We start from the raw sequence: 22,525 nt of genomic DNA on the forward strand, positions 1-22,525 counted from the left end.
GGAGTGAAGGAAATGAATGAACATATACAGCAGATGATTGATTGGATTGAGAGCAATTTAAATGAAAAATTTTCATTAAATGCATTATCCCATTATATGGGCTATTCTCCGTATTACTGTTCTTTTAGATTTCACCAAGTAACAGGCATTAGTATTAGGCGCTATATTCTTTTACGAAGACTGTATTTATCTACGGAGGATTTGAAAAATGATAGAAAGATAATAGATATTGCATTGGATTACGATTATTCTTCACAAGAGGCTTATAGTAGAGCTTTTAAGACTGTTTTTGGAATGAATCCAAGAGAATTTAAGCTTAACAACATGCCTATTCAATCATTTGTTAAACTCAATTTAAATAAAGAAGGGGAGTTTAAGATGAATATTTCTAGAAAAATAGTGGTAGAACAGTTACGTAATAAGAATAGTGAGTTATTTGATAAAGAGGTACTTAACATATTAAATGGTCAAGTTATGTATGAAGAATTTAAAACCGAAAAGTTAATGGGTGAGTCTGATTATGCGCCTTTTAACGAAGCAATGTGTGTGAATCCCGCTACTACACAAGTTTTTAATGAAGAGTTTATTAAAACGAGAGCAAAAGGTCATAACAGTTCAATAGAAAGTTATACAAAAAAGGTTATAGATCCGTTAGAAAACCTTTTTACGAAAAAGTATAAATGTATTGTTTTATGGTTTGGTGAAGATATGTTTTGCCAAATGAACCTACTTACCGTACTTTCTTACCTTGAACAGACTTCTTATGAAGGGAAAGTATACTTAAATAGTTTCAGAGAGGATGAATTTAAAGTAAATCAAATTGAACTTAAATTGAGTAATTATTCTTCTATATACAATGAAGTATTAGTAAACCATAAAAAGACTTCTCATAAGGTACCACCTGTAATGTATCAGGCTATAGATTTATATTTAGAAATGCTAAAAGAAGATAATATCGTAATGAAATTCATCTCTAAAAATCAAAGTTTATCAAATCATGAATTATTAATAAAGTTGTTTCAACTTTTTCCAACAATCGGATATGGGGATTCTCAGTACATAGAATTGATAAATAAAATAAAGAAGAAAGCTGAACCTAAAATATAGGAACAGCTTTCTTCTTACAATTGTTCAAGTAACGCTAATTCACTCTCTACAAATAACATTAGTTCTTTAATCGTTTCTCCAGAAAAATCAAAACGAATACCGGCTGCTTCATATACTTCAGTTAAAGATTTAGAGCTACCCAATGATAAAGCTTTTTTATAATTTTCTAGTGCTTGTTTAGGATTTTCTTTATATTGTTTATACATTTGCAACGTACCAAGTTGTGCGATAGCATATTCGATGTAATAGAATGGTATTTCGAATATGTGCAGTACAGGTAACCAGCCAGTTGCGATCCAATTTTCATACCCTTCGATATTTACGACGTTTGATTGGTAAGTGTTATGTAATTCTAAATATTTCTCGTTTCTTTCCTTAGCAGTATGATTAGGATTTTTATACATCCAATGCTGGAATTGATCAACGATAAGCATTGGTGGTAAATACTTAACAATATCTTTAAAGAAATCTAATTTTGCTTTTATAAATTCTTCTCTATTCACATAAAAAGTATCCCAATACTCCATTGAAAACAATTCCATTGTCATGCTAGCGAGTTCAGCTGATTCAGAAGGGATTTCTAAATATTTTTGTAGCTCTAGTTGCTTCATACATTCATTATGAATACTATGGCCCATTTCATGGAGGAAAGTAGTAACGTCATAATGTGTATGATTGAGATTCATGAAAATGAAAGATAATTGAGAAGCAGGTAAATATTCGCAAAATCCTCCTGGTCCTTTTCCTTTACGACTTTCTAAATCTAAGCAATTATTTTTATGCATACGGCTTAATAATGCAGAAAATTCCGGGTCTAGTTTGTGTAAAATACGAGAACTTTTTTCGACTAAATCACGCGCATCTTCAATAGGTTTTAATACTTTTTGATTTGGTGCGGTTGCTTTTAAATCCCATAGACGAAGACTATCTACTTGAAGTTCAGATTTTTTCTCATTAAATATTTTATCGATAAGTGGTACTACGTATTTACGAATAGATTCAGCAAGTTCATAGCAGTCATCAGGCGTATAATCAAAACGTTCATGTTTTTTAAACATATAATCACGATAATTATCTAATTGAATGTTTTTCGCCTTTTGGTGACGGATTGCAATTAATTTGTTTAATATATTTTGTAATGTATCTTCAACAGATAAGAATGTTTCGGAAATGAGCGTTTTTGCTTTTTTTCGTATATGACGATCCGGATCTTGTAAGTAAGACTGTAGTTCAGTAATTGTTTTCTCTTCACCGTCCCATAGTGCAGTTAAACCACCTGTAATTTCGAAGTACTCTGTTACTAGTTTGTCTTCAGTTACCTCTAAATCAATGTTCTTTTCACAAAATAAAGTCTGGGCATTCATTATTTTTTTATCTAGTAAGCTATACGTTTTTGGATCAAGTTCCATTCGAAAAGGGGACTCTAAATATTTATTATCAAATGAATTTTGATAACGTTTCAAAAGAGGCCTGACAAATTGTTGGTCATATTCAAAAGTATCTTTTATTTTTTTATTATCTGTACTACATTGAAAGGCGATATAGTGTGATCTTAATTGTTCTTCAATTTCCCAAATGACTGTAGATTGTTTTTTTAACCAGTTTTCAAGCTCTAGTTTTGAAGAAATCGCTTCATTTAATAAAGTAGAAAGAGCATTTTCTAATTCTAAAACGTTACTAATATCAATTGTATTTACACGTTGCAATATATATCCCTCACTTTTTATTTACTTAAGGAAGTCTTCTTCTTCTTTACTACAATCCCTTTTTTTCCTAAGAAGTTTGTGCCCACTACTCCAAGAACAATCAAAATTGTTCCGATGATGTGATAGTATGCGATTTGTTCATGTAAGAATACAACACCCGCGATAATTGTAATAAGTGTAGATAAGTTGCTGAAAACACTTATTTTAGCTGCTTCAATATAAGATAAGGAATAGTTTAATAGCAATGCCGTCAGCAAGGACGATAGTAACCCTAAATATAAAATAGAGATAAGAAATGTTCCATTCGTAAAAGGTTTAAAGTATACCGTTATTGTACCTTTACTTATATGGCTGGTGATTGCGATTAAATTAAAGCTAATAAAGCCGATTACTGTCATTGTGTAAGTTAAATCCATTAGTTTGAATTTCTTCGTCATTTTTCTAGCTAACACATTATAGAAAGCAGATGATAATGCCGATAGTAAAATAAGAATAACACCTATGAAACTAGTTTCATGAGTCCCTATACCATTCATGATAAATATATAAATGACACCGATGACAGAAATGAGTACAGATATTTTTTGCCATGTATTTGTATATTCTTTTAAAAAATAGGAAGCTAACATCATCGTAAATATAGGAATCGCAGCTTGTATAATTCCGGCTTCGGATGAACTTGTATACACTAAGCCAAATGCTTGGAAAGCAAAAAATAGTGCTGGATAAAATATTGCAAGTGGTAATAGGGCAAGTATATTTTTGAATGACATATTTAACTTTACGAAACCGAAAACAATGGGAATGCTTGCAGCTACGAAAGCAACTGTAAAACGATGAGCAAGTGTATCAAGGGGGCTCGTAACTGTTAATGCTAATTTCACAAACATGAAGGAGAATCCAATAATAAATGAATAGAGCATAGCTGATAAATATGCCTTTGTTGTAAGTTTCATAACTTCACCTCATAGTAATTGATTTCTTACTGGCCAGTATACGTATATAGTAATCTTTATGATCTAGTGCTACAATGTGAACAAATACAAACTGTACCGGTACAAATTAAATGTTGAGGTGATAATGATGTATAAGTATTTACATATTTTTAATGATATAGAAAACATGATCCAACATGGAGAGATAAAAGAAGGAAAGAAATTACCGTCTATTCGATCACTTGTTACGCAATATGAATGCAATAAGGCGACAGTTATACGAGCGCTACATGAATTAGAAAAGCGTCATATTATTTATTCCGTCCCTCAAAGTGGATATTACGTTGTTCGAAAATCAGGGGGTACTATAGAAAAGAACGAGATAATTGATTTCGCTTCTTCTGCACCAGATCCAGATGTTTTTCCATATTTAGATTTTCAACACTGTATTAATAAAGCTATTGATACATATAAAAATGACTTGTTTGTATATGGGACACCGAAAGGTTTACCGTCTTTAGTTCCGGTTATTCAAAAACAACTGGCAAACTATCAAGTTTTCACTAAAGAAGAAAATATTTTTATAACGTCAGGTGTACAGCAAGCTCTTGCGATATTAACTTCTATACCATTTCCAAATGAAAATGAAACGATATTAATTGAACAACCAACATATCATCTATATATTGAATATCTAGAAATAAACAAAATTCCTGTAATCGGTATTAAACGTACGAATGAAGGTATTGACTTAAATGAATTGGAACGTATCTTTCGATTAGGTAAAATAAAATTCTTTTATACAATTCCAAGATATCATCATCCACTTGGTACTTCTTATTCTAAAGAGGAGAAAGAAAAAATCGTGGCATTGGCTAAGAAATATAATGTATTTATAGTGGAAGATGATTATTTAGCAGATTTAGAAACGGATTCAAAAGCAGATCCGTTATATAGCTTGGATCATGATAATCATGTCATATATTTAAAAAGTTATTCGAAGATTATTTTTCCAGGTTTACGAGTTGGTGTAGCAGTTATTCCACGGATTATTGCGGATGTTTTCCATACATATAAAAAGATTTTAGATATTGATAGTCCAATGATATCTCAAGCTGCTTTAGAAATTTATATAAAGAGTGGCATGTTTGAACGGCATAAAAATAAAATTAAATCTTCCTATCACGATAGATCTAAAAAACTAGTAGAAACATTAGAAAGAACTCATAGTGAAAACCCGCTTTTATTCACATATAAAAAGCATAATACAATTGGAATCCACACTTGTTTAAAATTACACAAAACGAGTATTTCAGAAATGCTTTTACAAAGACTAGGTGAAATGCAAATAAGCATTGATACGATTGATAAAAATTATGTGAGAGGTTTTCCGAAAGAAATGCTATTAAAGTTAAACGTATCGAATGTGAAGGAAGATAGGATTGAAGAAGGAATTCGTAAAGTAATTGAGGAAATCAAACAAGTGGAACGTATAACCTTTCAATTTAAAAAAGAAAAAATGAATTAGGAGGTTTGTTGTGAGACGCAAAATAATTCTCTTGTTTGTGTGTATCGCTATAATAATTGGAGCTATAGTTGTGACTAAATATTATAAAAAAGATGATCAATGCATTGCGGTGGGTAAGTATTCAAGAGGTATTATCATAAATCAAAATAACGAACCAATATCTAATGTGAAAATTTATGGAAATTCTATTGAAGGTAAGGTGCGCAGTATTTCAAATACACAAGGTGAATTTGAAATACTAAATGGAGTTTGTGGTGAGATTGTATTACAATTAGTTACTCCAGATGGTGAAATCTATACGAGGAAATATGATAGCAATCATATACCGGAAGTGATAGAACTGGGTTATAAACAGTAAAAGAAAAGTGTTACGTTAATACTTTTTAGAGCACTCAATTGCCGAGTGCTCTTTTTGTTTATGCGAAAAAATAAAATGGAAATAAACTACCAATAGGTGATATCCTGAAAGTATAGCATTTATTTTGAATAGAAGGGTGATGGAGTCTATGGGGGTACGTATAGTCTATGATTTACAACAATTATCGCTGTTACTAATGTTTTTAAGTACATTTATATTTTACAGATATTTAAAGAAAGTGAAACGAGAGAGAAAATTGACTGGTTTTGAATGGACAATGTATTTTGTCACTCAATTTGCGACATTAATTTGGGCACTTACTTATTTTATAAAACACTTAGCTGAATCGTAATTTCTATTCATATCATCTCGTTTACTGTTATCTATTAGGAAAATAAATGTAGTCCGTATCTAAATCAATGACAACATCGCTTAGGACTTCTTCTTGTAGTAATTTTGGGAGTTTTTCATAGTGATACCGTACACAAAATAAGCTTAGAAGATCTTCGGTAGATAAGTCTTCACTTTTAACATTTAAATACATTGTTCTTATTTCATGTAGAGAACAGTTAAAGCCAATAACATGCTCATTTATTCCATATCCATCAAATTCAATTATCATATTATCACTGTTGGGTGCTAGCCAACGTTATAGCTTAAATTTTTATTAAATCTATTATACATTGTTTGAAATTTAGTGAGAATATTTTTTTATAAAAGATGAGGGTTATAAAAGGAACAAAATAAATTAGTTTTAGAAGGACCAAAACGGTTTAAGTGGGAAACGCGAGAAATTAAGTCTATACAGGATGATGAAATTATCGTTAAAACAATTGCAGGTGCAATAAGTATTGGAGCAGAGTTACCACAGTATAAAGAATCGGATGTTACAGATACAAATCTTATTTATCCAAGAAAAACTGGATTATCCCTTTAAAAGTATTTGTTTCATATGAATAAAATGACCACGTACATGTCACATAGCTCACGTATGTTTCATCATTAATATGATAACAAAACGAAGAGTAGCATGTACGGAAGGTTCCTAATAAGTACAGCGCGTTGTGTAAACAGAGGTTGGTTGTTGCTCTTTCATTATGTACAAATCGTATATTATCTTTCCCAATGTACATATTAAGTAAAGTGTTTAATATCATGTACATAAAAGGAGGGGTAATATGGATGAAAATAAGAAAAATGAAGAATTGAGTAAATTTAAGAAACAATGGTTTAATGAAGATAATCAACCAGTAGCTGGTATAGAGTTAGCTTTACCGCCTGATATAGGTAGCATGTTAGACTTGAAATCAGTTGATGGTAAAAGTGAAGAAAGTAATGATGAATAAGTATAATTTATACGCATCCATTCGGGTGCTTTTTATTTTTTCTACATGTAAAATTAATATGTAGAATAAATATTCAACCAATCTTTAAAATAGATATAGGCTTATTAATATGCTATATTCAATGGACCTATAGTGACTGTGGTGAAAAAAGCAGCGTTAAAATGAATAGGTCTTTCATGTGGTATTAAACATGAGATAAAAATAAGGAGATAAAAATAAAATGGAATTTTGGGAATCAAGCTTTATTGAGAAACAAACGATGTGGGGATTTGAACCTACAGAATCTGCAATTTTGACAAAAAAATTTTTTCTGGAAAAGAACGTTAAAGACATATTAGTACCGGGTATTGGATACGGAAGAAACGCAAAGGTGTTTATCGAAAATGGTATAAATGTAACAGGTATTGAAATTTCAAAAACAGCCATTGACTTAGCAAAACAAAACGGACTAGAAGATGTTCGTATGTATCACGGTTCGGTAAACGAAATGCCTTTTGATAATAAACTTTATGATGGGATATTTAGTCATGCACTTCTCCATTTGTTGAATGGGGAGGAGCGAGAGAATTTTATTAAAGATTGTTATAATCAGTTAAAACCAGGAGGGTATTTGGTTTTTACAACAGTTTCTAAAAAAGCTCCAATGTATGGAAAAGGAAAACAGTTGGATAAAGACTATTATGAGGTAATGGAAGGCGTAAAAATGTTCTTCTATGATTCTGAATCTGTAAAAAATGATTTTAATAAATATGGATTAGTACAAGTTTCAGAAATTGACGAACCAAATAAGATCATGGAAAATAAGCCTTCAATTAATTTCTTAATGATAAAATGTAAGAAAGAACTATAATTAAAAATTATTAAATATGATTAAAGATGTTTATATATTGATTATGCACAAATAAAAAGGACAAGCATATAATAGAAATACCTATTAACTTTAAGTAACCTTAACTTTCTTTAATAGGATATCTCAAAATCCCCAAAAAGAGCACTTGCAGAAACAAGTGCTCTTTTATTTATTATTTAAGATGATTGATATGGTATTTAAAACCATTATTTTATATAAAATGGTAAAATGAATAAGGGGAATTGATTTCTAATAAAAACCATGCTCCTAATGATGTCAAAGCATGGTTTTTGTGTTGTGATTGATAAATATATATAGTAACAAATTTTGTGCAATAAAAATAAATTTGAGAGAAAGAGTCACTTTATACTATTATTTCTGAACGACAAACGTAATAGCATTTGTTTTTAATTGAATGTCTCTTTCGTTCCGGACTATATGATAAGCTAATTCTTTTCTTTCAACTTTTATTTCTCGCCAGTCTTTATAAATGCTTTTTAATAGATATATCATATCTTCAGTAGGAAGGTTAATTTCAATTAAAGCATCTAATTCTTCGTTCGTATGTAATTCAATTTCTTGTATGTTCGAGTTAATAATTAAACAATTGATACCACCAGTTTTTGTACCTTTTTCATAGAATAGAGCACTTTTTTTAAATCTTCTTCTGATTTAACATGCTCTAAACTTGATACTGCAACGATATAATCATAAGTATTAGGGGCAATATAGTAGTTTTCAATTGCTGCTTGTTCTGTTTTTATGACTTCAAATACACCATGTTCTTTGCTATAAGTTTTTAATTTTGTTAACGCGGAATCCAGTAAGTCCACACATGTAACAGTACCGCTAGCATTTTGTATCTTTTGTGCAATTGGAATACTATTTCTTCCAACGCCAGAGCCGAGATCAAGTACTTGTAAGTTGTTTTGTCCTTTAAAGTAATCCATTAAATCCATAACTGTTTTAACCGGTTTGTAAAGCCAAGAGCCAGTTTCAAATAGTTTATATTGTTCATAGCAAAGGTCGTGATATTTCTTTTCTTCGTTTCTTATGTGATCGATACGGTTCATATAGTTTCAGCTCCAATATTATTATTGCGAAATGAATGGGTAGGACAACCTTTTATATTTGTTTGAATTCGAAAAATACCACCAGCATGTGGATATATTTTTAATTCGTCATCCGTCATTCTTGTTCTGGCTGTTGTAACATATAGGTCTGTTAAATTAGGACCTCCAAATGTACATGAGGTTACATATAACGCTGGAATTGCGATGCTTAATATTTGCTCTCCAGTTAAAGGATTCCACCTAGTAATCTTTGAACCTCCCCAATGTGCAATCCATAAACAACCTTCTTCATCTATTGTCATACCATCAGGTAGACCGTCATTTTCGGGGAAAATGATTACATCACTTGGATTACGAATTTCTCCAGTACTTATATCATAATGATAACGAACTACTTTTTTAGTAGGTGTATCAATAAAGTAAAGGGATGTATAATCAGGTGACCAAGCGATGCCATTTGATGTATTTACATGTGCAATTTTTTGCTCGACACTTAAATTGTTATTTAAACAATACAAGGAGCCTGCAGCATTAATACCGTATATATCTGTAGTACCTGCCCAAAAACGCCCTGCTGGATCGCATTTTCCATCATTAAAACGATTTTCAAATAAATGTGGTTCAGGGTCAAAAATATGTGTCAGTTTTTCTGTTTTTACATTAATAGAATAAAATCCGTTTTCCATAGCTAGGAGTAGTACGTCTTCTAAATATGGAACAACACAGCCGATTTGTTGATTGAGAGCGATTACTCGGTTTGTATTAGTGGTAGGATTAAGTATGCATAATTGTTTCTCTATAATATCAACCCAGTATAAAAGTTGCTTTTTTTCATTCCAACAAGGTCCTTCAGCTAAACTAGCTTTCGCATCTAAAACTAATTCTATATTACTGACCAAGATGTTCACCTCAATTTATAAGATATCTATATAATTCGATGAGAATAGAGATAAACCTTTTAGTCAGAGGGGATTAAGACTTATACTATAGAAATCTGATTTTCTTAAGTGATTAAAAAAATGTATAAACATGGAGAGGAAAATGCATATGATGTTTTATGAAATTGTTTGTTTTTCTTGTAAAAATATATTCCGTGTTTACGAGGGAAGTGAAAAATATAAGCGATTTAAAGAAAAACCGAAAGGGACATATTGTTGTGATGAGTGTAGCCACAAAATTCAATTAGAAGCGATAAAGCATTTATTTAGATAGCTTGTATTTCCGAAAAAATTTGACAATAAAAGTATTATAAATTATCATATGAAAAAACTAATATATAAAATGGCATGGAAGAGAAGAGTAGTTAAAAAAGGATATGTACAGAGAGCTCTGGTAGCTGAGAAAGAGCGGTATACATTTTAACGAAAAAAGACTTGGAGCTGCGCAAGGAACTAATTTGTTTAGGGATGGTGCGACGGGTTCTCCCGTTATAGAGATAGGGTATAAGCATATTTTGCCGTACCTGAAGAGGTTAATATGGCGACGTATTAACAAACTGAGGTGGTACCGCGAAGCTAACAACTCTCGTCCTCAAGATGAATAATCTTGGGGGTGGGAGTTTTTTTATTGCATAAATTTGAAAATGTGAAAACAAATAATAATTGAGGTGAGTAACATATGCATTGGGCGTATGAAGTAGCACATGAATTAATTAGAAAACATCCAAACAAAGAAACGTTTGTTTGCGCATCTGGAATAAGTCCATCTGGTTCTGTTCATATCGGGAACTTCCGTGAAATAATAACGACATATTTCGTGGTAAGAGCACTACAAGATTTAGGGAAAAAGACTCGTTTTATATTCTCATGGGATGATTATGATAGATTTAGAAAAGTTCCTAAAAATATTGATCCATCTTTTGCAAAATATATTGGTATGCCGTACTGTGATATTCCAGATCCATATGGCTGTCATAATTCGTATGCAGAGCATTTTGAAAAAGAGTTTGAGAAATCTCTTCAAGCATTTGGAATTGAAGTGGAATTCATATATCAACATGCTGAATATAGAAGCAGAAGGTATAACGAAAATATATTCGAGTCTTTATATAAAAGAAAAGAAATATATGATATTTTAATGGGTTTTAAAACTGGAGAGTGTAGTGAAGAAGAGCGAGAGAGCTTTTATCCAGTTACATTATATTGTGAAAAATGCGGGAAAGATGCAACAACGATTACACATTTTGATGAAGTATTAAAATCAGTTCAGTATGAATGTGTATGTGGAAATCAAAATGAATTATCAGTATTAAATACAAATAAAATGAAACTGAATTGGAAAATCGATTGGCCGATGAGGTGGATGATAGAGGATGTTATTTTTGAACCGGGTGGAAGAGATCATTCATCGGAAACGGGTAGTTATAATGTATCCAAGGAAATCGCAAAAGAAATATTTAATCGTGAAGCTCCTCATTACGTTGCGTATGATTTCATAGGAATAAAAGGGCATCACGAAAAAATGTCAAGTTCTTCAGGGAATAGTATTACACCTAGTGAGTTGTTAAAAGTGTATTTACCAGAAGTGATTCTTTTCATGTTTGCTAAATATAGACCAAACGCAGCTTTTCATATCGGTCTTGATGAAGATGTGATTCGTAATTATACAGAATATGAACGATTGAAAGATAGTTATGAGAATAAAACGCTCAAAAATGAAGATTTATTTGATGCAATTAAACTCTCTAGAGTTGATAGTGGGTTTAAAGAATATCCGAAATTTAACCAAGTAGCAGGAGCGTTACCACTATTAAATTTTGATTCATCTATTTTACAAGATACATTAGAAAAAATAGATAGAAGTTATACATTAGGTGCTATGATAGCGATATGTAACCGCACAGAGTATTGGATAAGAAACTTTCAATCTGAAAAATTAATTGCGGTAAATGAAGAGAGAAATACAGAGTTTTACAACACATTAGATGAAAGACAGAAAGAATGGTTAGTAGAAGTTTGCAAAATACTTCGTTCTAATAAAGATTACTCTAACTTAATGGAAAATTTGTATTCAATTTGTCATCATGAAAATAAAAAAATAATGAAAGAAAATCAAAAACAATTGTTTTTGATTTTATATAGGCTCATTATGAATCAGTCTAGCGGCCCGCGTATACCGTTATTAATACATGTTGTGGGAGTTGAAAAGTTCATCGCATTATTAGATTTCTAAACAATCTAAAAGAAACGCAAGTACTCAGAGATTTAAGTACTTGCGTTTCAAATTTTGCTACCGTGAATACATTTTTGGACATTCATCACCACGTGGTTCATAAAAGCAGTGGCTTTTAAATTGCCCTGCAAATGGCTGATTATACCATTCAGGTGGACAAGCTCCAACTGGACGGAAATACCATAGAGCCCATCGTGCTGGCCAGCGCCATTCACCTTGTAAAACTTTTCTTGCAATTTCTTTTTCAGAATCACGAGCACGCTGATAAAAATATCCGTATTGCACTGCTTCAAATCCACCGGGACTTTGATATACTGCATCACGTACAGAACGAAGCTGTTTAAAATCTAAGCAATCACAAAATACACGATTTACTACTACGCAGCCAACAAGTTGTTCACCTTGCCGTCCTTCACCTTCAGCCTCAGCACGAATTAGGCGAGCTAGTAAATCAACATCGCTTTCGTTATATGGAATAAGGGGCATAGTGCTACCACCTTTCTTTACCTGTTATAGTAAAGAGTGTATGTATGAAAATAAGCTAGGTGCTTTTCTATATGTAAATTTATTAATTTTTAACAGGAGCTTTTACGAAAAAAGCTAATTAGTAATTGTAGACCAATATAAAAAGGGAGAGATAAAATGTATCGCATTAATAAAGAACATATCGTTTACGCAATGTCACCAGATAATCAGCCTTGTATGGAAGTAGAAGTAGGGAGTCGTCTTGTATTTGAAACATATGATTGCTTTGAAAATCAAATTGACTCTGAAGATGTTGCGTTTCAAGAATTAGATTGGAACCGCATTAATCCAGCAACTGGACCTGTTTATATTAAAGGAGCAGAACCTGGTGATATATTAGTTGTTATGATTGAAAAGATTAAAATTGCAGAGCAAGGTGTTTTAACTACAGGGGCGAATCTTGGCGTAATGGGTGAAGAGCTAAACGAAAACACAGTGAAAATTGTCCCGATACATAATGAACATGTTTTGTTTTCAAATGAACTACAAATCCCGATTAATCCAATGATCGGTGTTATTGGTACTGCGCCGAAAGAAGAGAGTATTTCATGTGGCACTCCGCATGATCATGGAGGGAATATGGATTGTAAAGAAATAAAAGAAGAGACGACATTACTATTACCTGTAAATGTTCCTGGTGCTCTATTAGCATTAGGTGATTTACACGCAGCGATGGGTGATGGTGAAATTGGTGTTAGTGGCGTAGAGGTTGCTGGTGAGGTAACAGTAACAGTTCAAATAATAAAAGGGAAAAAATGGCCACTACCAATGGCTATCCAAAAAGAAAAAGTAATAACGATTGCTTCAGAGGAATTATTAGATGATGCAGCGAATCGCGCTGTACGTAATATGGTGACATTTTTACATGCAGAATTAGAATTGTCTAAAGCGGATGCAACACTTTTATTATCAGCTGCAGGTAATCTAAAAGTATGCCAAGTTGTGGACCCGCTTAAAACGGCACGAATGGAACTAGGTATGGACTATGTGGAGAAGCTAGGTTTTAATTTGAGTAAATTTCATATTAAATAAGAATAATAGAAGAAGGATGCTTTTGTATAAAAGTATCCTTTTTTAATTTACGGATTATATAAAAAAAGGTAGTATTTAATTTATATAATTGTATATAAGATTGTGGATCGAAAAAGGAGTTAATCAATGGTTAAAATTATGATTGTAGAAGATGATATGAAAATTGCAGAACTATTATCAACACATGTTGCGAAATACGGTTATGAAGGAATTATTGTAACGGATTTTCAAAATGTTCTAGATATTTTTTTAGACGAACAGCCAGAGTTAGTTTTATTAGATATTAATTTACCAAGTTTTGATGGGTACTATTGGTGTCGTCAAATTCGTGGAGTTTCTACATGTCCGATATTATTTATATCGGCTCGTGAAGGCACAATGGATCAAGTTATGGCGCTAGAAAACGGCGGCGATGATTTTATTTCAAAGCCATTCCATTACGAAGTTGTAATGGCGAAAATTCGTAGTCATTTAAGACGAGCTTACGGGGATTATGCACCGAAAATAGAAGAACGGATGATTGAGCAACAAGGTCTTTGTTTATATCCCGAAAGACTTGTATTGAAGCTTAAGAATCAAGAAATTGATATAACGAGAAATGAAGCTATTTTATTAGAAATGTTAATGAAAAATTATCCGCGTGTCGTGAGTAGAGAAGTGCTATTAAACAAATTATGGGATAGCGAATCCTATGTTGATGATAATACTTTAAGTGTAAATACAACACGTGTGCGAAAAAAGTTAAAGACGTTACAGATTGAAGATGCAATTGAAACGATTCGTAGTGTCGGTTATAGATTACATATTACATGGGATACTGGTATGGAGAAATGATAAGATTGTTTATTCGTGATCATATACCACTTATTTGTTTTACAGCAATCCAACTACTAGCCATATTTCTTGTATATTGGTTTGATGGGCATAACCATATTGCAACGGCATTATATGCAATGTTTTTAGGTGTCTTTTTTATGGTAGTTTATTTAGTATTTCGTTTCTTTACTCATCGTACGTTCTATGAAAGATTAGCAAATCCGTTGCATTCTTTGGATGATTCTGTTCAAAAATCAGATTTTGCAGTTTTATCTACTGCTCTGCAAGACTTGCTTGAGGTACAATATCGCCATTATCAAAATCAGCTGCAAATACAAGAGAGAAAAAATAATGATCATTTAACCTTTATGAATCAGTGGATACATCAAATGAAAACACCTTTATCTGTAATAGAACTAATTACACAGGATGAAGTTGATCCACGTTTTGAAAGTATTAATGAGGAAACGGATCGGTTAAAAAAAGGATTAGAGATGGCTCTGTATGTTGCACGCTTAGAAGCATTTACACAAGATTTTTATGTGGAAAAAGTACAGCTACATAAAATAGTGAACGATTCTGTGCATGAACATAAACGTTTCTTTATCCGGAACTTTGTATATCCAGAGCTTAAAATTGAGAAGAACATTACAGTAGAAAGTGATGCGAAATGGTTACAATTTTTAATTGGACAAATACTATCGAATGCGATTAAATATTCATCTGGTAGTCGGGAGAAGATTAAAGTGAAAGCCTGTAAGAGAGATAATAACGTTATACTTGAAATTACTGATAATGGCGTAGGGATTCCGAAGCAAGATTTACCTAGAGTATTTAAACCTTTCTTTACTGGGGAAAATGGCAGAGATTTTAAAGAATCAACTGGAATGGGATTATATCTTGTATATGAAATTACGAAACAATTAGGACATAGTGTAGAAATCCATTCAGAAGTTGGTAAAGGTACCGTTGTACGAATTAAATTTTATAATGTGTAAATAAGTGATCTAGGCTAAAGAACTTTGGAGATAAGTTTTTTAGCCTTATTTTATCCCGCTTTAATGGGCAGTAAGACCCCCACCTCAAAATTCAGCGAAAGCAAAGAAGTTAGGTGGGGGTCGGGCTGCCCATTAAAGTCCGATTGGTGAGGGCTAATAATTAGTGGGGGTAGTTGACTGCGATTATATGAAATGGTAAAAGATCATATTAGTATGTATAATGACACACTAATAAATACGATTGTTAAATTAGAAAGATTTAATAAAAAGCTGAAAAATAGTTTTTGTAAGAAAAAAGCCACCCCTTTGAAAGAGATAGCTTCATGAATCCATCCTATGAATACGTGTATCAACATTAATAAGTATCATGTTCGAATTTGTGATATGGTTTGTGGATTATAATAGAATTAGTCTTGTGTTTTTTCATGATACAGTATTGTTAAGTAAACAAACTTAATGATTTATATCCAATTAATCCTATAATAATGATAGGAACCATCATTAAGAAAGAAGAAATTCGATTAGCGTTAGAGCGTTCTAATATAAGAATCAAGATAATCCCGACTATCACTTCAGTATATCCAACAGGTAACATGTGACTATAGTCTTCAAAATTTAAAAGAATGTGAAGTCCATCCGTTACAAAAACTCCACTAATAAGCGCACTTCCGAATTTATGAAGAGGATTTGTAGTATCTTTCCATAGAAAACCTGCAATTCCAAAGATAGTTCCTCCTATACATGCACATACAATCCATACAGATATAAAATAAATAGAGTGAGCTACATTTTTAATAACTATTGCATAACCATAGTAGCCTAATACCATACCGAGTAGTGCAAGAATACCAGAAAGTATAGCTGTACGCTTAGAATAACTAAAGCTAGCAACAAAAAAGGATGGAACTAACCAAACGCTTCCTAGATTAGCTAATGAATTCCAATGTCCTGGAAGTATACCTTGCCCCAATTTAGTTAGTATACCAACAATAATCCCTACTATAATTGGGATGAGAAAAATCCGTAAAAACATATTTAACTTTGTGATTTTTAATGTCCTGTCCATAAATTCAATCCTTACATTAATATGTTCTGCAAACATATAATAGCTCATCAAATGGAAATAATCAATAAAAATTTATCGAAAAACAATAAGCGATTATTGGATAACGAATGACATTTTGTTTTTATAATTAGGTGAATAAAATATCAAGAGCTCGTTACTCAACCAAATGGTAAAACAAATAATATATACAAATAATGAAATTGCGCAAAACATGTAATTCAACTTAGTATAAATCTCTCGTATTTTGATGAAATGATTTATGATAAAAAAGAAACGAAAAGGGATTGATGTAGTTCCTCCTGTTTTTATTTACAATTTATTAGAAGGGGGGCTTTTTTACTAGTTGTGAATGTTAGGGGGATTGTAATGGATATTCGAAAAATGAAATATTTCATAACGGTGGCAGAAGAATTAAACTTTAGTCGTGCAGCAGAGCGTCTTATGATGGCACAACCGCCTTTAAGCCAAGAGATACGTAAATTAGAAGATGAATTAGGGGTTCAACTTTTTTACCGGACAAAGCGATTGGTTGAGCTTACCGATGCCGGAAAAATATTTTTAGAAGGTGCGCGACAAACGCTGCTTCAAGTAGATAGAACTATTAAAGAAACACAGCTTGCGGATGAAGGAAAGATAGGACATTTAATCATTGGTTTTGTCGATTCTACAGAAACAGTTATAGATATATTTAAAAAATTTCGAGCGCGTTTTCCTAAAATACAGCTCATATTACGTGAGATGACAACAGACCAGCAAATAAAAGCGCTTTATGAAAAACAAATTCATATTGGATTTATTCGCTCTGAGCAAAATAATGAAATATTATCTTCCGAAGTTTGTTCTGAGGAGCGCTTAAAAGTAGTATTACATGAAGATCACTCTTTAGTTCCATTACCTAATATTTCTATTAAAGAACTAGTGGATGAACCATTCATTTTATTTCCTCGCCATTTTGGTACTAACTTTTATGATTTAATTATTAGTTACTTTTGGGGACATGGAGTAAGTTTAAATATTGTCCAAGAAGCAATTCAAATGCAAACGATTGTTAATTTAGTTGCAGCAGGAATGGGGATTTCTGTCGTTCCATCATCAGTGGAAAGTTATAAAAAATCGGGAGTTATATATAAAGATATTCAGGAACATACACCGGAGATAAACTTATACGCTGGATGGAGGCAAGATGAAAAGTCTGTCGTGCTCGAGAACTTCTTAGCAGTTGTTAGAGAGGTTTATACGAATTCACAATTTGAATTTGAAAAGTAAAGGCCCACCTTGATTGGATGGGCAGTAGGGAATTTGGAAAGTTACGATATTTTTAAAAATCACTAACGATTTAACCTGTTTTACTTGGATCATACTCAATGAAATCTTTTAGTAGGCTATCAATTTCATCCATAATTTCGGGTGATAATTTAACACTAGAAGCAATTACATTTTCTCTTATTTGCTCTGGATTGGAAGCGCCAATAATTGCAGAGGAAACAGCTGGATTTTGTAGTACCCATGCAACTGCGAGTTGAGGTAGAGTGAGATTGTTTTCTCGTGCAATAGGATTTAGTTTCTGGATAGCAGTAAGTACATCATCACTCATCCAGCGTTGCACAAGTTTATTGAAAAATGGTTTTCCAGCATCTGAATTAGCACGTGATTGATTCGGCAATGGTTTACCTGGTTGATATTTTCCAGTGAGAATACCTTGTGCGAGTGGAGACCAAACAATTTGACCAAGTCCTTCACGTTGACATGTTGGAATTACATTTGTTTCAATAACTCGCCACAACATCGAATATTGAGGTTGGCTTGCAATAAGAGGGATTTTCAATTCTCGTGCAAGTGTTGCACCGCGGATGATTTGTTCCGATGTCCATTCACTTACACCTAAATAAAGGATTTTCCCTTGTCTTACAAGATCTGAGAAAGCTAACATTGTTTCTTCCAGAGGTGTTGTTGTATCGAATCGATGTGCATAATAGATATCAATGTAGTCTGTATGTAGCCGTTGTAACGATGCATTACAATTTTCTATAATATGTTTTCGTGATAAACCTCGATCATTTTTTCCAGGTCCGGTCGGATGGCATACTTTTGTACAAAGTTCTATACTTTCTCGGCGTATACCTTTCAAAGAGCGGCCAAGTACTTCCTCGGCAATAGTGTCCGAATAAACATCTGCAGTATCAAACGTTGTAATTCCAACATCTAATGCGGCTTTCACACATTCATTTGCAGTATCTTCATTTACTTTTCCGCCATGGTTTATCCAGTTCCCGTATGCAATCTTACTTACTGTTAACCCACTGTTTCCGAGTTTGCTAAATTCCATTGTAGAATCCCTCCTTAAAAATGATAACTTTATTATAAGAACTGAAATGTAGTATGTATAATATACAATTGATCATACAGTTATATAAAAATTATATAAGAGGGAGTGCTTAAAAGTTTCTTACTGGGGAAATCTAAAGCAAGTAGTACAATAAATGTAAAGTATGCTTGTTCAATTTGAAGTTAAGAAATGATAAATAGACCTAGAAGAAAGCAATCTTTATAATAGCACATATATTTGCATTTACTCATACAGTACTATCATGGTACAATATGGTTACTAACGACGGAAAGGAATGATGGGTGGACGATGATTAACTAATCTTATTTTTAAATGTTGAAATTCAATAAATTTCAATTTCTAAAAAATAGGATTAGTCTGCCCAATTTCCATACAACGATATTGCTATTTATGTTGCGCAATAGCTTATTTGGGTATAAATATTTTAATGACTAATCCTGCCAAATTTATTTGGGAGGATTTTTTTATTCTCCCTTAATGAAAGGGATCGGTATTATGAAAGAACTATTAAAATTAAATGATGTTTATGTTGAAATAAAGGAAAATACTTTGTTAGAGAAAATGAATGTGACAGTAAAACAAGGGGATGTTATCGGATTAATTGGTAAAAACGGGGCTGGTAAATCAACGTTACTTCAATTAATAAATGGGAAGATTGAACCGTCAAAAGGTACTGTTGAATGGATGCAAATGAATATGACAACTGCATATGTTGAACAAGAAAAAGAATCTTTCGTTAGCAAGGATATGATTGCAAAGGAAGCAGAACTTCTTGCGAAATGGGGCGTACCAACGAACGATTTTCTTACTTTAAGTGGTGGTGAAAAGCTGAAAGTTCGATTGGCAAAAGGGTTTGCTGAAAATCCTAATGTCTTAATATTAGACGAACCGACAAATCATCTAGATGAGATGAGTACGGAATTTCTCATTAAACAAATTAAAAATATGAAAGGTACAGTAATCGTCGTATCACATGATCGATACTTTTTAGATGTTGTTGCAACTAGAATATGGTCAATTGAGGATAAGAAATTAATTGACCATAGCGGGAATTATACGAGTTATATGAAAGCACGTGAGCATAAAAGAATGACGCAGCAACGTGAATATGAAAAACAACAAAAGAAGATAGAACAAGTAGAAACTCATATAAAAGAATTAAGTTCATGGTCACAAAAGGCACATGCACAGTCTACAAAACAAGAAGGAGTGAAAGAATTTTATCGTGTAAAGGCGAAGCGAATGGACGCGCAAGTTAAATCGAAACGAAAACGTCTTGAAAAAGAGCTAGAGAAAACGAAAGTAGAACGTGTGAAAGAAGATTATTCAGTTGAATTTTCTATTCAAGCGAGTAAAAAAGTAGGAAAACGTTTCTTAGAAGTAAAACAATTGCGGAAAGAATTTAATAAACGAACGTTATTTGAAAACGTTAATTTTACAATTCAGCATGGTGAAAAGGTTGCGATTATTGGACCAAATGGTAGCGGGAAAACAACTTTACTGAAGATGATTATGGGAACAGAAACTGTTGAAGGAGAAGTATGGATTTCACCAGCAGCAAACATCGGTTATTTAACTCAAGAAGTATTTGATTTACCACTCGATAAAACACCAGAAGATTTATTTTATAAAGAGACATTTGAAGAAAGAGGAAAAGTCCAAAATTTAATGAAACATTTAGGTTTCCAAGCTTCTCAATGGAAAGAGCCAATTGAGAATATGAGTATGGGGGAACGAGTAAAATGTAAGCTCATGGCTTATATTTTAGATGAAAAAGATGTACTTATTTTAGATGAACCGACGAATCACCTTGATCTGCCGTCACGTGAACAGCTTGAAGACACATTAGCTGAGTATAACGGAACACTCGTTATCGTTTCTCACGATCGATATTTTCTGGAAAAAACAACTACCGCAAAACTCGTATTTTTAAACAATACGATACAAAAGCAGCTCGAAGAACCTACGAAAACTAGAGATGAAATTGAAGAGCTACGTTTAACATTAGAAACAGAAAGACAAGAAGTATTAGGGAAATTAAGCTTTTTAACTTCTAAGGACAAAGAATATAAAGAACTAGATGAACGGTTTATGGAACTTACGAAGCAGATTAAGGCGCTATAACGTAAGGAAGGGGATTAACATGGGAGCAGAAAGTCTGACTAAGTTATTTAGAATAGATTGTGGTGATATATACCTACAAGAGTTTACGGTCAAAGATGCAGAAAGTATTTATAATATAGCAAATCAACCGGAGATAGAAAAGTTTTTACCGGACTGGAAATCAACGAAAGAACAAAGAGTTAATTGGGTTACAAATGATGAAATACCAGAAAACAAAGCGTTTCTTCATGCAGTTAGAACTACGAATAACATAGATGACCATATATTAAAGCTAGGAATATTCAAGAAATCGCCTAATGAATTTGTTGGATGGTGCTGCACAGGTATGAAAGCTGAGCTGCCTTCACCAAATAGAGAAATTATGTATGCCGTTTCAAGTGAATATCATAATAAAGGTTATGCAACGAAAGCGACAAAAGGCTTAATCGATTATTTGTTTAAAAATACAAATGTAGATGTCCTTAACGCAATTGCAGTAAAAAACAACGTACCGTCAAATAAAGTTATTGAAAAATGCGGGTTTACTTATTTAAGTCAACAGACGATTGAAAATCAAATCTATAATCATTATGAATTGAGTAAATCAGAATGGATAAAAAATAGTGCTCTTTAAAAGGAGCGAAAATGAAATGAAATCATAAAAAAGCTTAGAGCTAAAACTCTAAGCTTTTTACATTTTGTGCTTTTCACCAAAAACAGATGTATCAAGTTGTACAAGCAAGAACCATTTTATAAACAACTTATTCGAAAAGGTATTTGGAAAATTTTGTAGAATGTATTCATCTGTGAAAACACTAAATTTTCACTTGAATTATTCTGTAAATGAATTACTTTAAGCTTTAATAAAAGCATAAAGGGAAAAAAGAGTTTGTAACTAAAATTAACGGTAAAGTTTATTGGATTACATTTTTTAAAGTATGAAATAGTTTAAAAGAGGGGGGAGAAAGCGTATTATAATTTGGTTTCGTAACTTACCACAAATAAGTATGGATTTATCAGAATGGAATCCTTTTATACAGAATAATTGGCATAGGAAACATTATATGAAGTTTGTATATGTACTTCAAATCATTATTTTTCTAATTCCGAATTATTTTGGAGCAAGTTTCACTGATCTTAATATATTTTATCTCATCATCATAGGCATTTTGGTCTTCATCATTCATGAATGTCTACATATTATTGTTATAAATAATAAAGGTGATATTAGCTTCACCCGTAGTGGAATATTTTTTTGGCTAAATACGAATGCAATTCTATCCAAAGCGAGATTTTGGATCTTTATGAGTTTGCCCATTATTGTATTATCAGTCGTTCCGGCGATTATTTCATCTTTTGCATCAGGAAACATTAAACCAATCTTATTATTTGTATGTTGGATAAACGCAATGATTTCTGCTTCAGATATATACAATTCTTTGTTAATTGCGATTAAACCGAAGCACTCAATTTTTTGTAGAGGATATTATAAAGTGAAAGAGAATTAAAATGGTGAGTCAAATACATTTCAATTAAAGGCGTAAGTTAAAAATATAACTTTGGG

The 22,525-nt window shown here is 32.3% G+C and carries 22 protein-coding genes, 3 pseudogenes and 1 other annotated feature; of the genes and pseudogenes, 17 read left to right on the forward strand and 8 right to left on the reverse strand.

Features of this window, described 5'->3' with window-relative positions; all coding sequences use genetic code 11:
• Positions 1 to 12 precede the first annotated feature (12 nt).
• Entirely contained in the window at positions 13 to 1,107 is a 1,095-nt protein-coding gene (locus FS742_RS04970; protein ID WP_144611436.1) for a helix-turn-helix domain-containing protein, read from the forward strand.
• Positions 1,108 to 1,121: 14 nt separating this feature from the next.
• On the opposite strand, the gene FS742_RS04975 is transcribed toward FS742_RS04970, so the two are convergent.
• Positions 1,122 to 2,813, reverse strand: coding sequence for a M3 family oligoendopeptidase (locus FS742_RS04975; RefSeq protein WP_144611437.1), 1,692 nt, complete (start codon positions 2,811 to 2,813; stop codon positions 1,122 to 1,124).
• A gap of 17 nt (positions 2,814 to 2,830) precedes the next feature.
• On the reverse strand, positions 2,831 to 3,769 hold the full coding sequence (locus FS742_RS04980; protein ID WP_144611438.1) for a DMT family transporter: 939 nt from the start codon (positions 3,767 to 3,769) through the stop codon (positions 2,831 to 2,833).
• A gap of 127 nt (positions 3,770 to 3,896) precedes the next feature.
• Here FS742_RS04980 and FS742_RS04985 point away from each other — a divergent pair, with 127 nt between their 5' ends.
• The 3 genes from FS742_RS04985 (at position 3,897) to FS742_RS04995 (ending at position 5,986) form a co-directional block, all read left to right on the forward strand.
• Entirely contained in the window at positions 3,897 to 5,276 is a 1,380-nt protein-coding gene (locus FS742_RS04985) for an aminotransferase-like domain-containing protein (RefSeq protein ID WP_144611439.1), read from the forward strand.
• Positions 5,277 to 5,286: 10 nt separating this feature from the next.
• Positions 5,287 to 5,634, forward strand: coding sequence for a carboxypeptidase regulatory-like domain-containing protein (locus FS742_RS04990; RefSeq protein ID WP_144611440.1), 348 nt, complete (start codon positions 5,287 to 5,289; stop codon positions 5,632 to 5,634).
• Positions 5,635 to 5,782: 148 nt separating this feature from the next.
• Positions 5,783 to 5,986, forward strand: coding sequence for a hypothetical protein (locus FS742_RS04995; RefSeq protein WP_144611441.1), 204 nt, complete (start codon positions 5,783 to 5,785; stop codon positions 5,984 to 5,986).
• A gap of 27 nt (positions 5,987 to 6,013) precedes the next feature.
• Here FS742_RS04995 and FS742_RS27880 read toward each other — a convergent pair whose 3' ends face one another.
• On the reverse strand, positions 6,014 to 6,256 hold the full coding sequence (locus FS742_RS27880; protein ID WP_144611442.1) for a hypothetical protein: 243 nt from the start codon (positions 6,254 to 6,256) through the stop codon (positions 6,014 to 6,016).
• Positions 6,257 to 6,427: 171 nt separating this feature from the next.
• Here FS742_RS27880 and FS742_RS27885 point away from each other — a divergent pair.
• The 4 genes and pseudogenes from FS742_RS27885 to FS742_RS05010 all read left to right on the forward strand — a co-directional run.
• A pseudogene (locus FS742_RS27885) lies at positions 6,428 to 6,559 on the forward strand (alcohol dehydrogenase); the annotation flags it as partial.
• Positions 6,538 to 6,594 (forward strand): annotated as a pseudogene (locus tag FS742_RS28250) (hypothetical protein); the annotation flags it as partial. The pseudogenes FS742_RS27885 and FS742_RS28250, both read left to right, overlap by 22 nt.
• Before the next feature lie 218 nt (positions 6,595 to 6,812).
• Positions 6,813 to 6,980 carry a hypothetical protein gene (locus FS742_RS27475; RefSeq protein WP_186327145.1) on the forward strand — a complete coding sequence of 56 codons (168 nt, stop codon included), beginning with the start codon at positions 6,813 to 6,815 and terminating at the stop codon, positions 6,978 to 6,980.
• A gap of 220 nt (positions 6,981 to 7,200) precedes the next feature.
• The gene (locus FS742_RS05010; RefSeq protein ID WP_144611443.1) at positions 7,201 to 7,830 is read left to right on the forward strand and encodes a class I SAM-dependent methyltransferase; all 630 of its coding nucleotides are present in this window, start codon (positions 7,201 to 7,203) and stop codon (positions 7,828 to 7,830) included.
• Positions 7,831 to 8,202: 372 nt separating this feature from the next.
• Here FS742_RS05010 and FS742_RS05015 read toward each other — a convergent pair.
• Together FS742_RS05015 and FS742_RS05020 are read right to left on the reverse strand one after the other, a co-directional pair.
• Positions 8,203 to 8,903: pseudogene (locus FS742_RS05015) on the reverse strand (class I SAM-dependent methyltransferase).
• Positions 8,900 to 9,802, reverse strand: a complete 903-nt coding sequence (locus tag FS742_RS05020; RefSeq protein ID WP_144611444.1) for an SMP-30/gluconolactonase/LRE family protein — start codon at positions 9,800 to 9,802, stop codon at positions 8,900 to 8,902. Before FS742_RS05020 ends, FS742_RS05015 begins: the two are co-directional and overlap by 4 nt.
• 142 nt (positions 9,803 to 9,944) lie before the next feature.
• Here FS742_RS05020 and FS742_RS05025 point away from each other — a divergent pair, with 142 nt between their 5' ends.
• Positions 9,945 to 10,115 (forward strand): DUF2197 domain-containing protein, encoded by a 171-nt coding sequence (locus tag FS742_RS05025; RefSeq protein WP_064774857.1) that lies wholly within the window; start codon positions 9,945 to 9,947, stop codon positions 10,113 to 10,115.
• Between the two features lie 66 nt (positions 10,116 to 10,181).
• Positions 10,182 to 10,438, forward strand: a binding site (T-box leader).
• Between the two features lie 82 nt (positions 10,439 to 10,520).
• Positions 10,521 to 12,074, forward strand: coding sequence for a lysine--tRNA ligase (gene lysS / locus FS742_RS05030; RefSeq protein WP_144611445.1), 1,554 nt, complete (start codon positions 10,521 to 10,523; stop codon positions 12,072 to 12,074).
• 57 nt (positions 12,075 to 12,131) lie between these two features.
• Here lysS and FS742_RS05035 read toward each other — a convergent pair whose 3' ends face one another.
• Entirely contained in the window at positions 12,132 to 12,560 is a 429-nt protein-coding gene (locus FS742_RS05035) for a cell wall hydrolase (RefSeq protein ID WP_001128407.1), read from the reverse strand.
• Positions 12,561 to 12,716: 156 nt separating this feature from the next.
• On the opposite strand from FS742_RS05035, the gene FS742_RS05040 reads away from it, so the two are divergent.
• From FS742_RS05040 to FS742_RS05050, 3 genes are all read left to right on the forward strand, one after another.
• Positions 12,717 to 13,631 (forward strand): acetamidase/formamidase family protein, encoded by a 915-nt coding sequence (locus tag FS742_RS05040; protein ID WP_144611446.1) that lies wholly within the window; start codon positions 12,717 to 12,719, stop codon positions 13,629 to 13,631.
• A 126-nt stretch (positions 13,632 to 13,757) separates the two neighbouring features.
• On the forward strand, positions 13,758 to 14,465 hold the full coding sequence (locus FS742_RS05045; protein ID WP_144611447.1) for a response regulator transcription factor: 708 nt from the start codon (positions 13,758 to 13,760) through the stop codon (positions 14,463 to 14,465).
• Entirely contained in the window at positions 14,462 to 15,445 is a 984-nt protein-coding gene (locus FS742_RS05050) for a sensor histidine kinase (protein ID WP_144611448.1), read from the forward strand. Before FS742_RS05045 ends, FS742_RS05050 begins: the two co-directional genes overlap by 4 nt.
• A gap of 439 nt (positions 15,446 to 15,884) precedes the next feature.
• On the opposite strand, the gene FS742_RS05055 is transcribed toward FS742_RS05050, so the two are convergent.
• Positions 15,885 to 16,511, reverse strand: a complete 627-nt coding sequence (locus tag FS742_RS05055; RefSeq protein ID WP_144611449.1) for a DUF6518 family protein — start codon at positions 16,509 to 16,511, stop codon at positions 15,885 to 15,887.
• Positions 16,512 to 16,877: 366 nt separating this feature from the next.
• Between FS742_RS05055 and FS742_RS05060 the strand changes: the two genes are divergently transcribed.
• On the forward strand, positions 16,878 to 17,777 hold the full coding sequence (locus FS742_RS05060; protein ID WP_144611450.1) for a LysR substrate-binding domain-containing protein: 900 nt from the start codon (positions 16,878 to 16,880) through the stop codon (positions 17,775 to 17,777).
• Between the two features lie 70 nt (positions 17,778 to 17,847).
• Here FS742_RS05060 and FS742_RS05065 read toward each other — a convergent pair whose 3' ends face one another.
• Complete coding sequence (locus tag FS742_RS05065) at positions 17,848 to 18,837, reverse strand: aldo/keto reductase family protein (RefSeq protein ID WP_144611451.1); 990 nt, start codon at positions 18,835 to 18,837, stop codon at positions 17,848 to 17,850.
• A 516-nt stretch (positions 18,838 to 19,353) separates the two neighbouring features.
• On the opposite strand from FS742_RS05065, the gene abc-f reads away from it, so the two are divergent.
• The 3 genes from abc-f to FS742_RS05080 all read left to right on the forward strand — a co-directional run bounded on the left by abc-f (position 19,354) and on the right by FS742_RS05080 (position 22,469).
• Complete coding sequence (gene abc-f / locus FS742_RS05070; protein ID WP_144611452.1) at positions 19,354 to 20,982, forward strand: ribosomal protection-like ABC-F family protein; 1,629 nt, start codon at positions 19,354 to 19,356, stop codon at positions 20,980 to 20,982.
• A 19-nt stretch (positions 20,983 to 21,001) separates the two neighbouring features.
• The gene (locus FS742_RS05075; protein WP_144611453.1) at positions 21,002 to 21,595 is read left to right on the forward strand and encodes a GNAT family N-acetyltransferase; all 594 of its coding nucleotides are present in this window, start codon (positions 21,002 to 21,004) and stop codon (positions 21,593 to 21,595) included.
• A gap of 373 nt (positions 21,596 to 21,968) precedes the next feature.
• A complete protein-coding gene (locus tag FS742_RS05080; protein ID WP_144611454.1) occupies positions 21,969 to 22,469 on the forward strand; it encodes a DUF3267 domain-containing protein in 501 nt (166 codons plus the stop codon).
• The last annotated feature ends 56 nt before the right edge of the window (positions 22,470 to 22,525 follow it).

The organism is Bacillus cereus, assembly GCF_007678085.1.
In the GTDB taxonomy this organism is placed as follows: Bacteria; Bacillota; Bacilli; order Bacillales; family Bacillaceae_G; genus Bacillus_A; species Bacillus_A cereus_BE.

What these genes read in the sequence shown, in the direction of transcription:
- FS742_RS04970 (WP_144611436.1), top strand. Translation starts at nt 13, where the DNA reads ATGAATGAACATATACAGCAGATGATTGATTGGATTGAGAGCAATTTA.
- FS742_RS04980 (WP_144611438.1), bottom strand. Translation starts at nt 3,769, where the DNA reads ATGAAACTTACAACAAAGGCATATTTATCAGCTATGCTCTATTCATTT.
- FS742_RS04985 (WP_144611439.1), top strand. Translation starts at nt 3,897, where the DNA reads ATGTATAAGTATTTACATATTTTTAATGATATAGAAAACATGATCCAA.
- FS742_RS04995 (WP_144611441.1), top strand. Translation starts at nt 5,783, where the DNA reads ATGGGGGTACGTATAGTCTATGATTTACAACAATTATCGCTGTTACTA.
- FS742_RS27880 (WP_144611442.1), bottom strand. Translation starts at nt 6,256, where the DNA reads ATGATAATTGAATTTGATGGATATGGAATAAATGAGCATGTTATTGGC.
- FS742_RS27475 (WP_186327145.1), top strand. Translation starts at nt 6,813, where the DNA reads ATGGATGAAAATAAGAAAAATGAAGAATTGAGTAAATTTAAGAAACAA.
- FS742_RS05010 (WP_144611443.1), top strand. Translation starts at nt 7,201, where the DNA reads ATGGAATTTTGGGAATCAAGCTTTATTGAGAAACAAACGATGTGGGGA.
- FS742_RS05025 (WP_064774857.1), top strand. Translation starts at nt 9,945, where the DNA reads ATGCATATGATGTTTTATGAAATTGTTTGTTTTTCTTGTAAAAATATA.
- lysS (WP_144611445.1), top strand. Translation starts at nt 10,521, where the DNA reads ATGCATTGGGCGTATGAAGTAGCACATGAATTAATTAGAAAACATCCA.
- FS742_RS05035 (WP_001128407.1), bottom strand. Translation starts at nt 12,560, where the DNA reads ATGCCCCTTATTCCATATAACGAAAGCGATGTTGATTTACTAGCTCGC.
- FS742_RS05040 (WP_144611446.1), top strand. Translation starts at nt 12,717, where the DNA reads ATGTATCGCATTAATAAAGAACATATCGTTTACGCAATGTCACCAGAT.
- FS742_RS05045 (WP_144611447.1), top strand. Translation starts at nt 13,758, where the DNA reads ATGGTTAAAATTATGATTGTAGAAGATGATATGAAAATTGCAGAACTA.
- FS742_RS05050 (WP_144611448.1), top strand. Translation starts at nt 14,462, where the DNA reads ATGATAAGATTGTTTATTCGTGATCATATACCACTTATTTGTTTTACA.
- FS742_RS05055 (WP_144611449.1), bottom strand. Translation starts at nt 16,511, where the DNA reads ATGGACAGGACATTAAAAATCACAAAGTTAAATATGTTTTTACGGATT.
- FS742_RS05060 (WP_144611450.1), top strand. Translation starts at nt 16,878, where the DNA reads ATGGATATTCGAAAAATGAAATATTTCATAACGGTGGCAGAAGAATTA.
- FS742_RS05065 (WP_144611451.1), bottom strand. Translation starts at nt 18,837, where the DNA reads ATGGAATTTAGCAAACTCGGAAACAGTGGGTTAACAGTAAGTAAGATT.
- abc-f (WP_144611452.1), top strand. Translation starts at nt 19,354, where the DNA reads ATGAAAGAACTATTAAAATTAAATGATGTTTATGTTGAAATAAAGGAA.
- FS742_RS05075 (WP_144611453.1), top strand. Translation starts at nt 21,002, where the DNA reads ATGGGAGCAGAAAGTCTGACTAAGTTATTTAGAATAGATTGTGGTGAT.
- FS742_RS05080 (WP_144611454.1), top strand. Translation starts at nt 21,969, where the DNA reads ATGGATTTATCAGAATGGAATCCTTTTATACAGAATAATTGGCATAGG.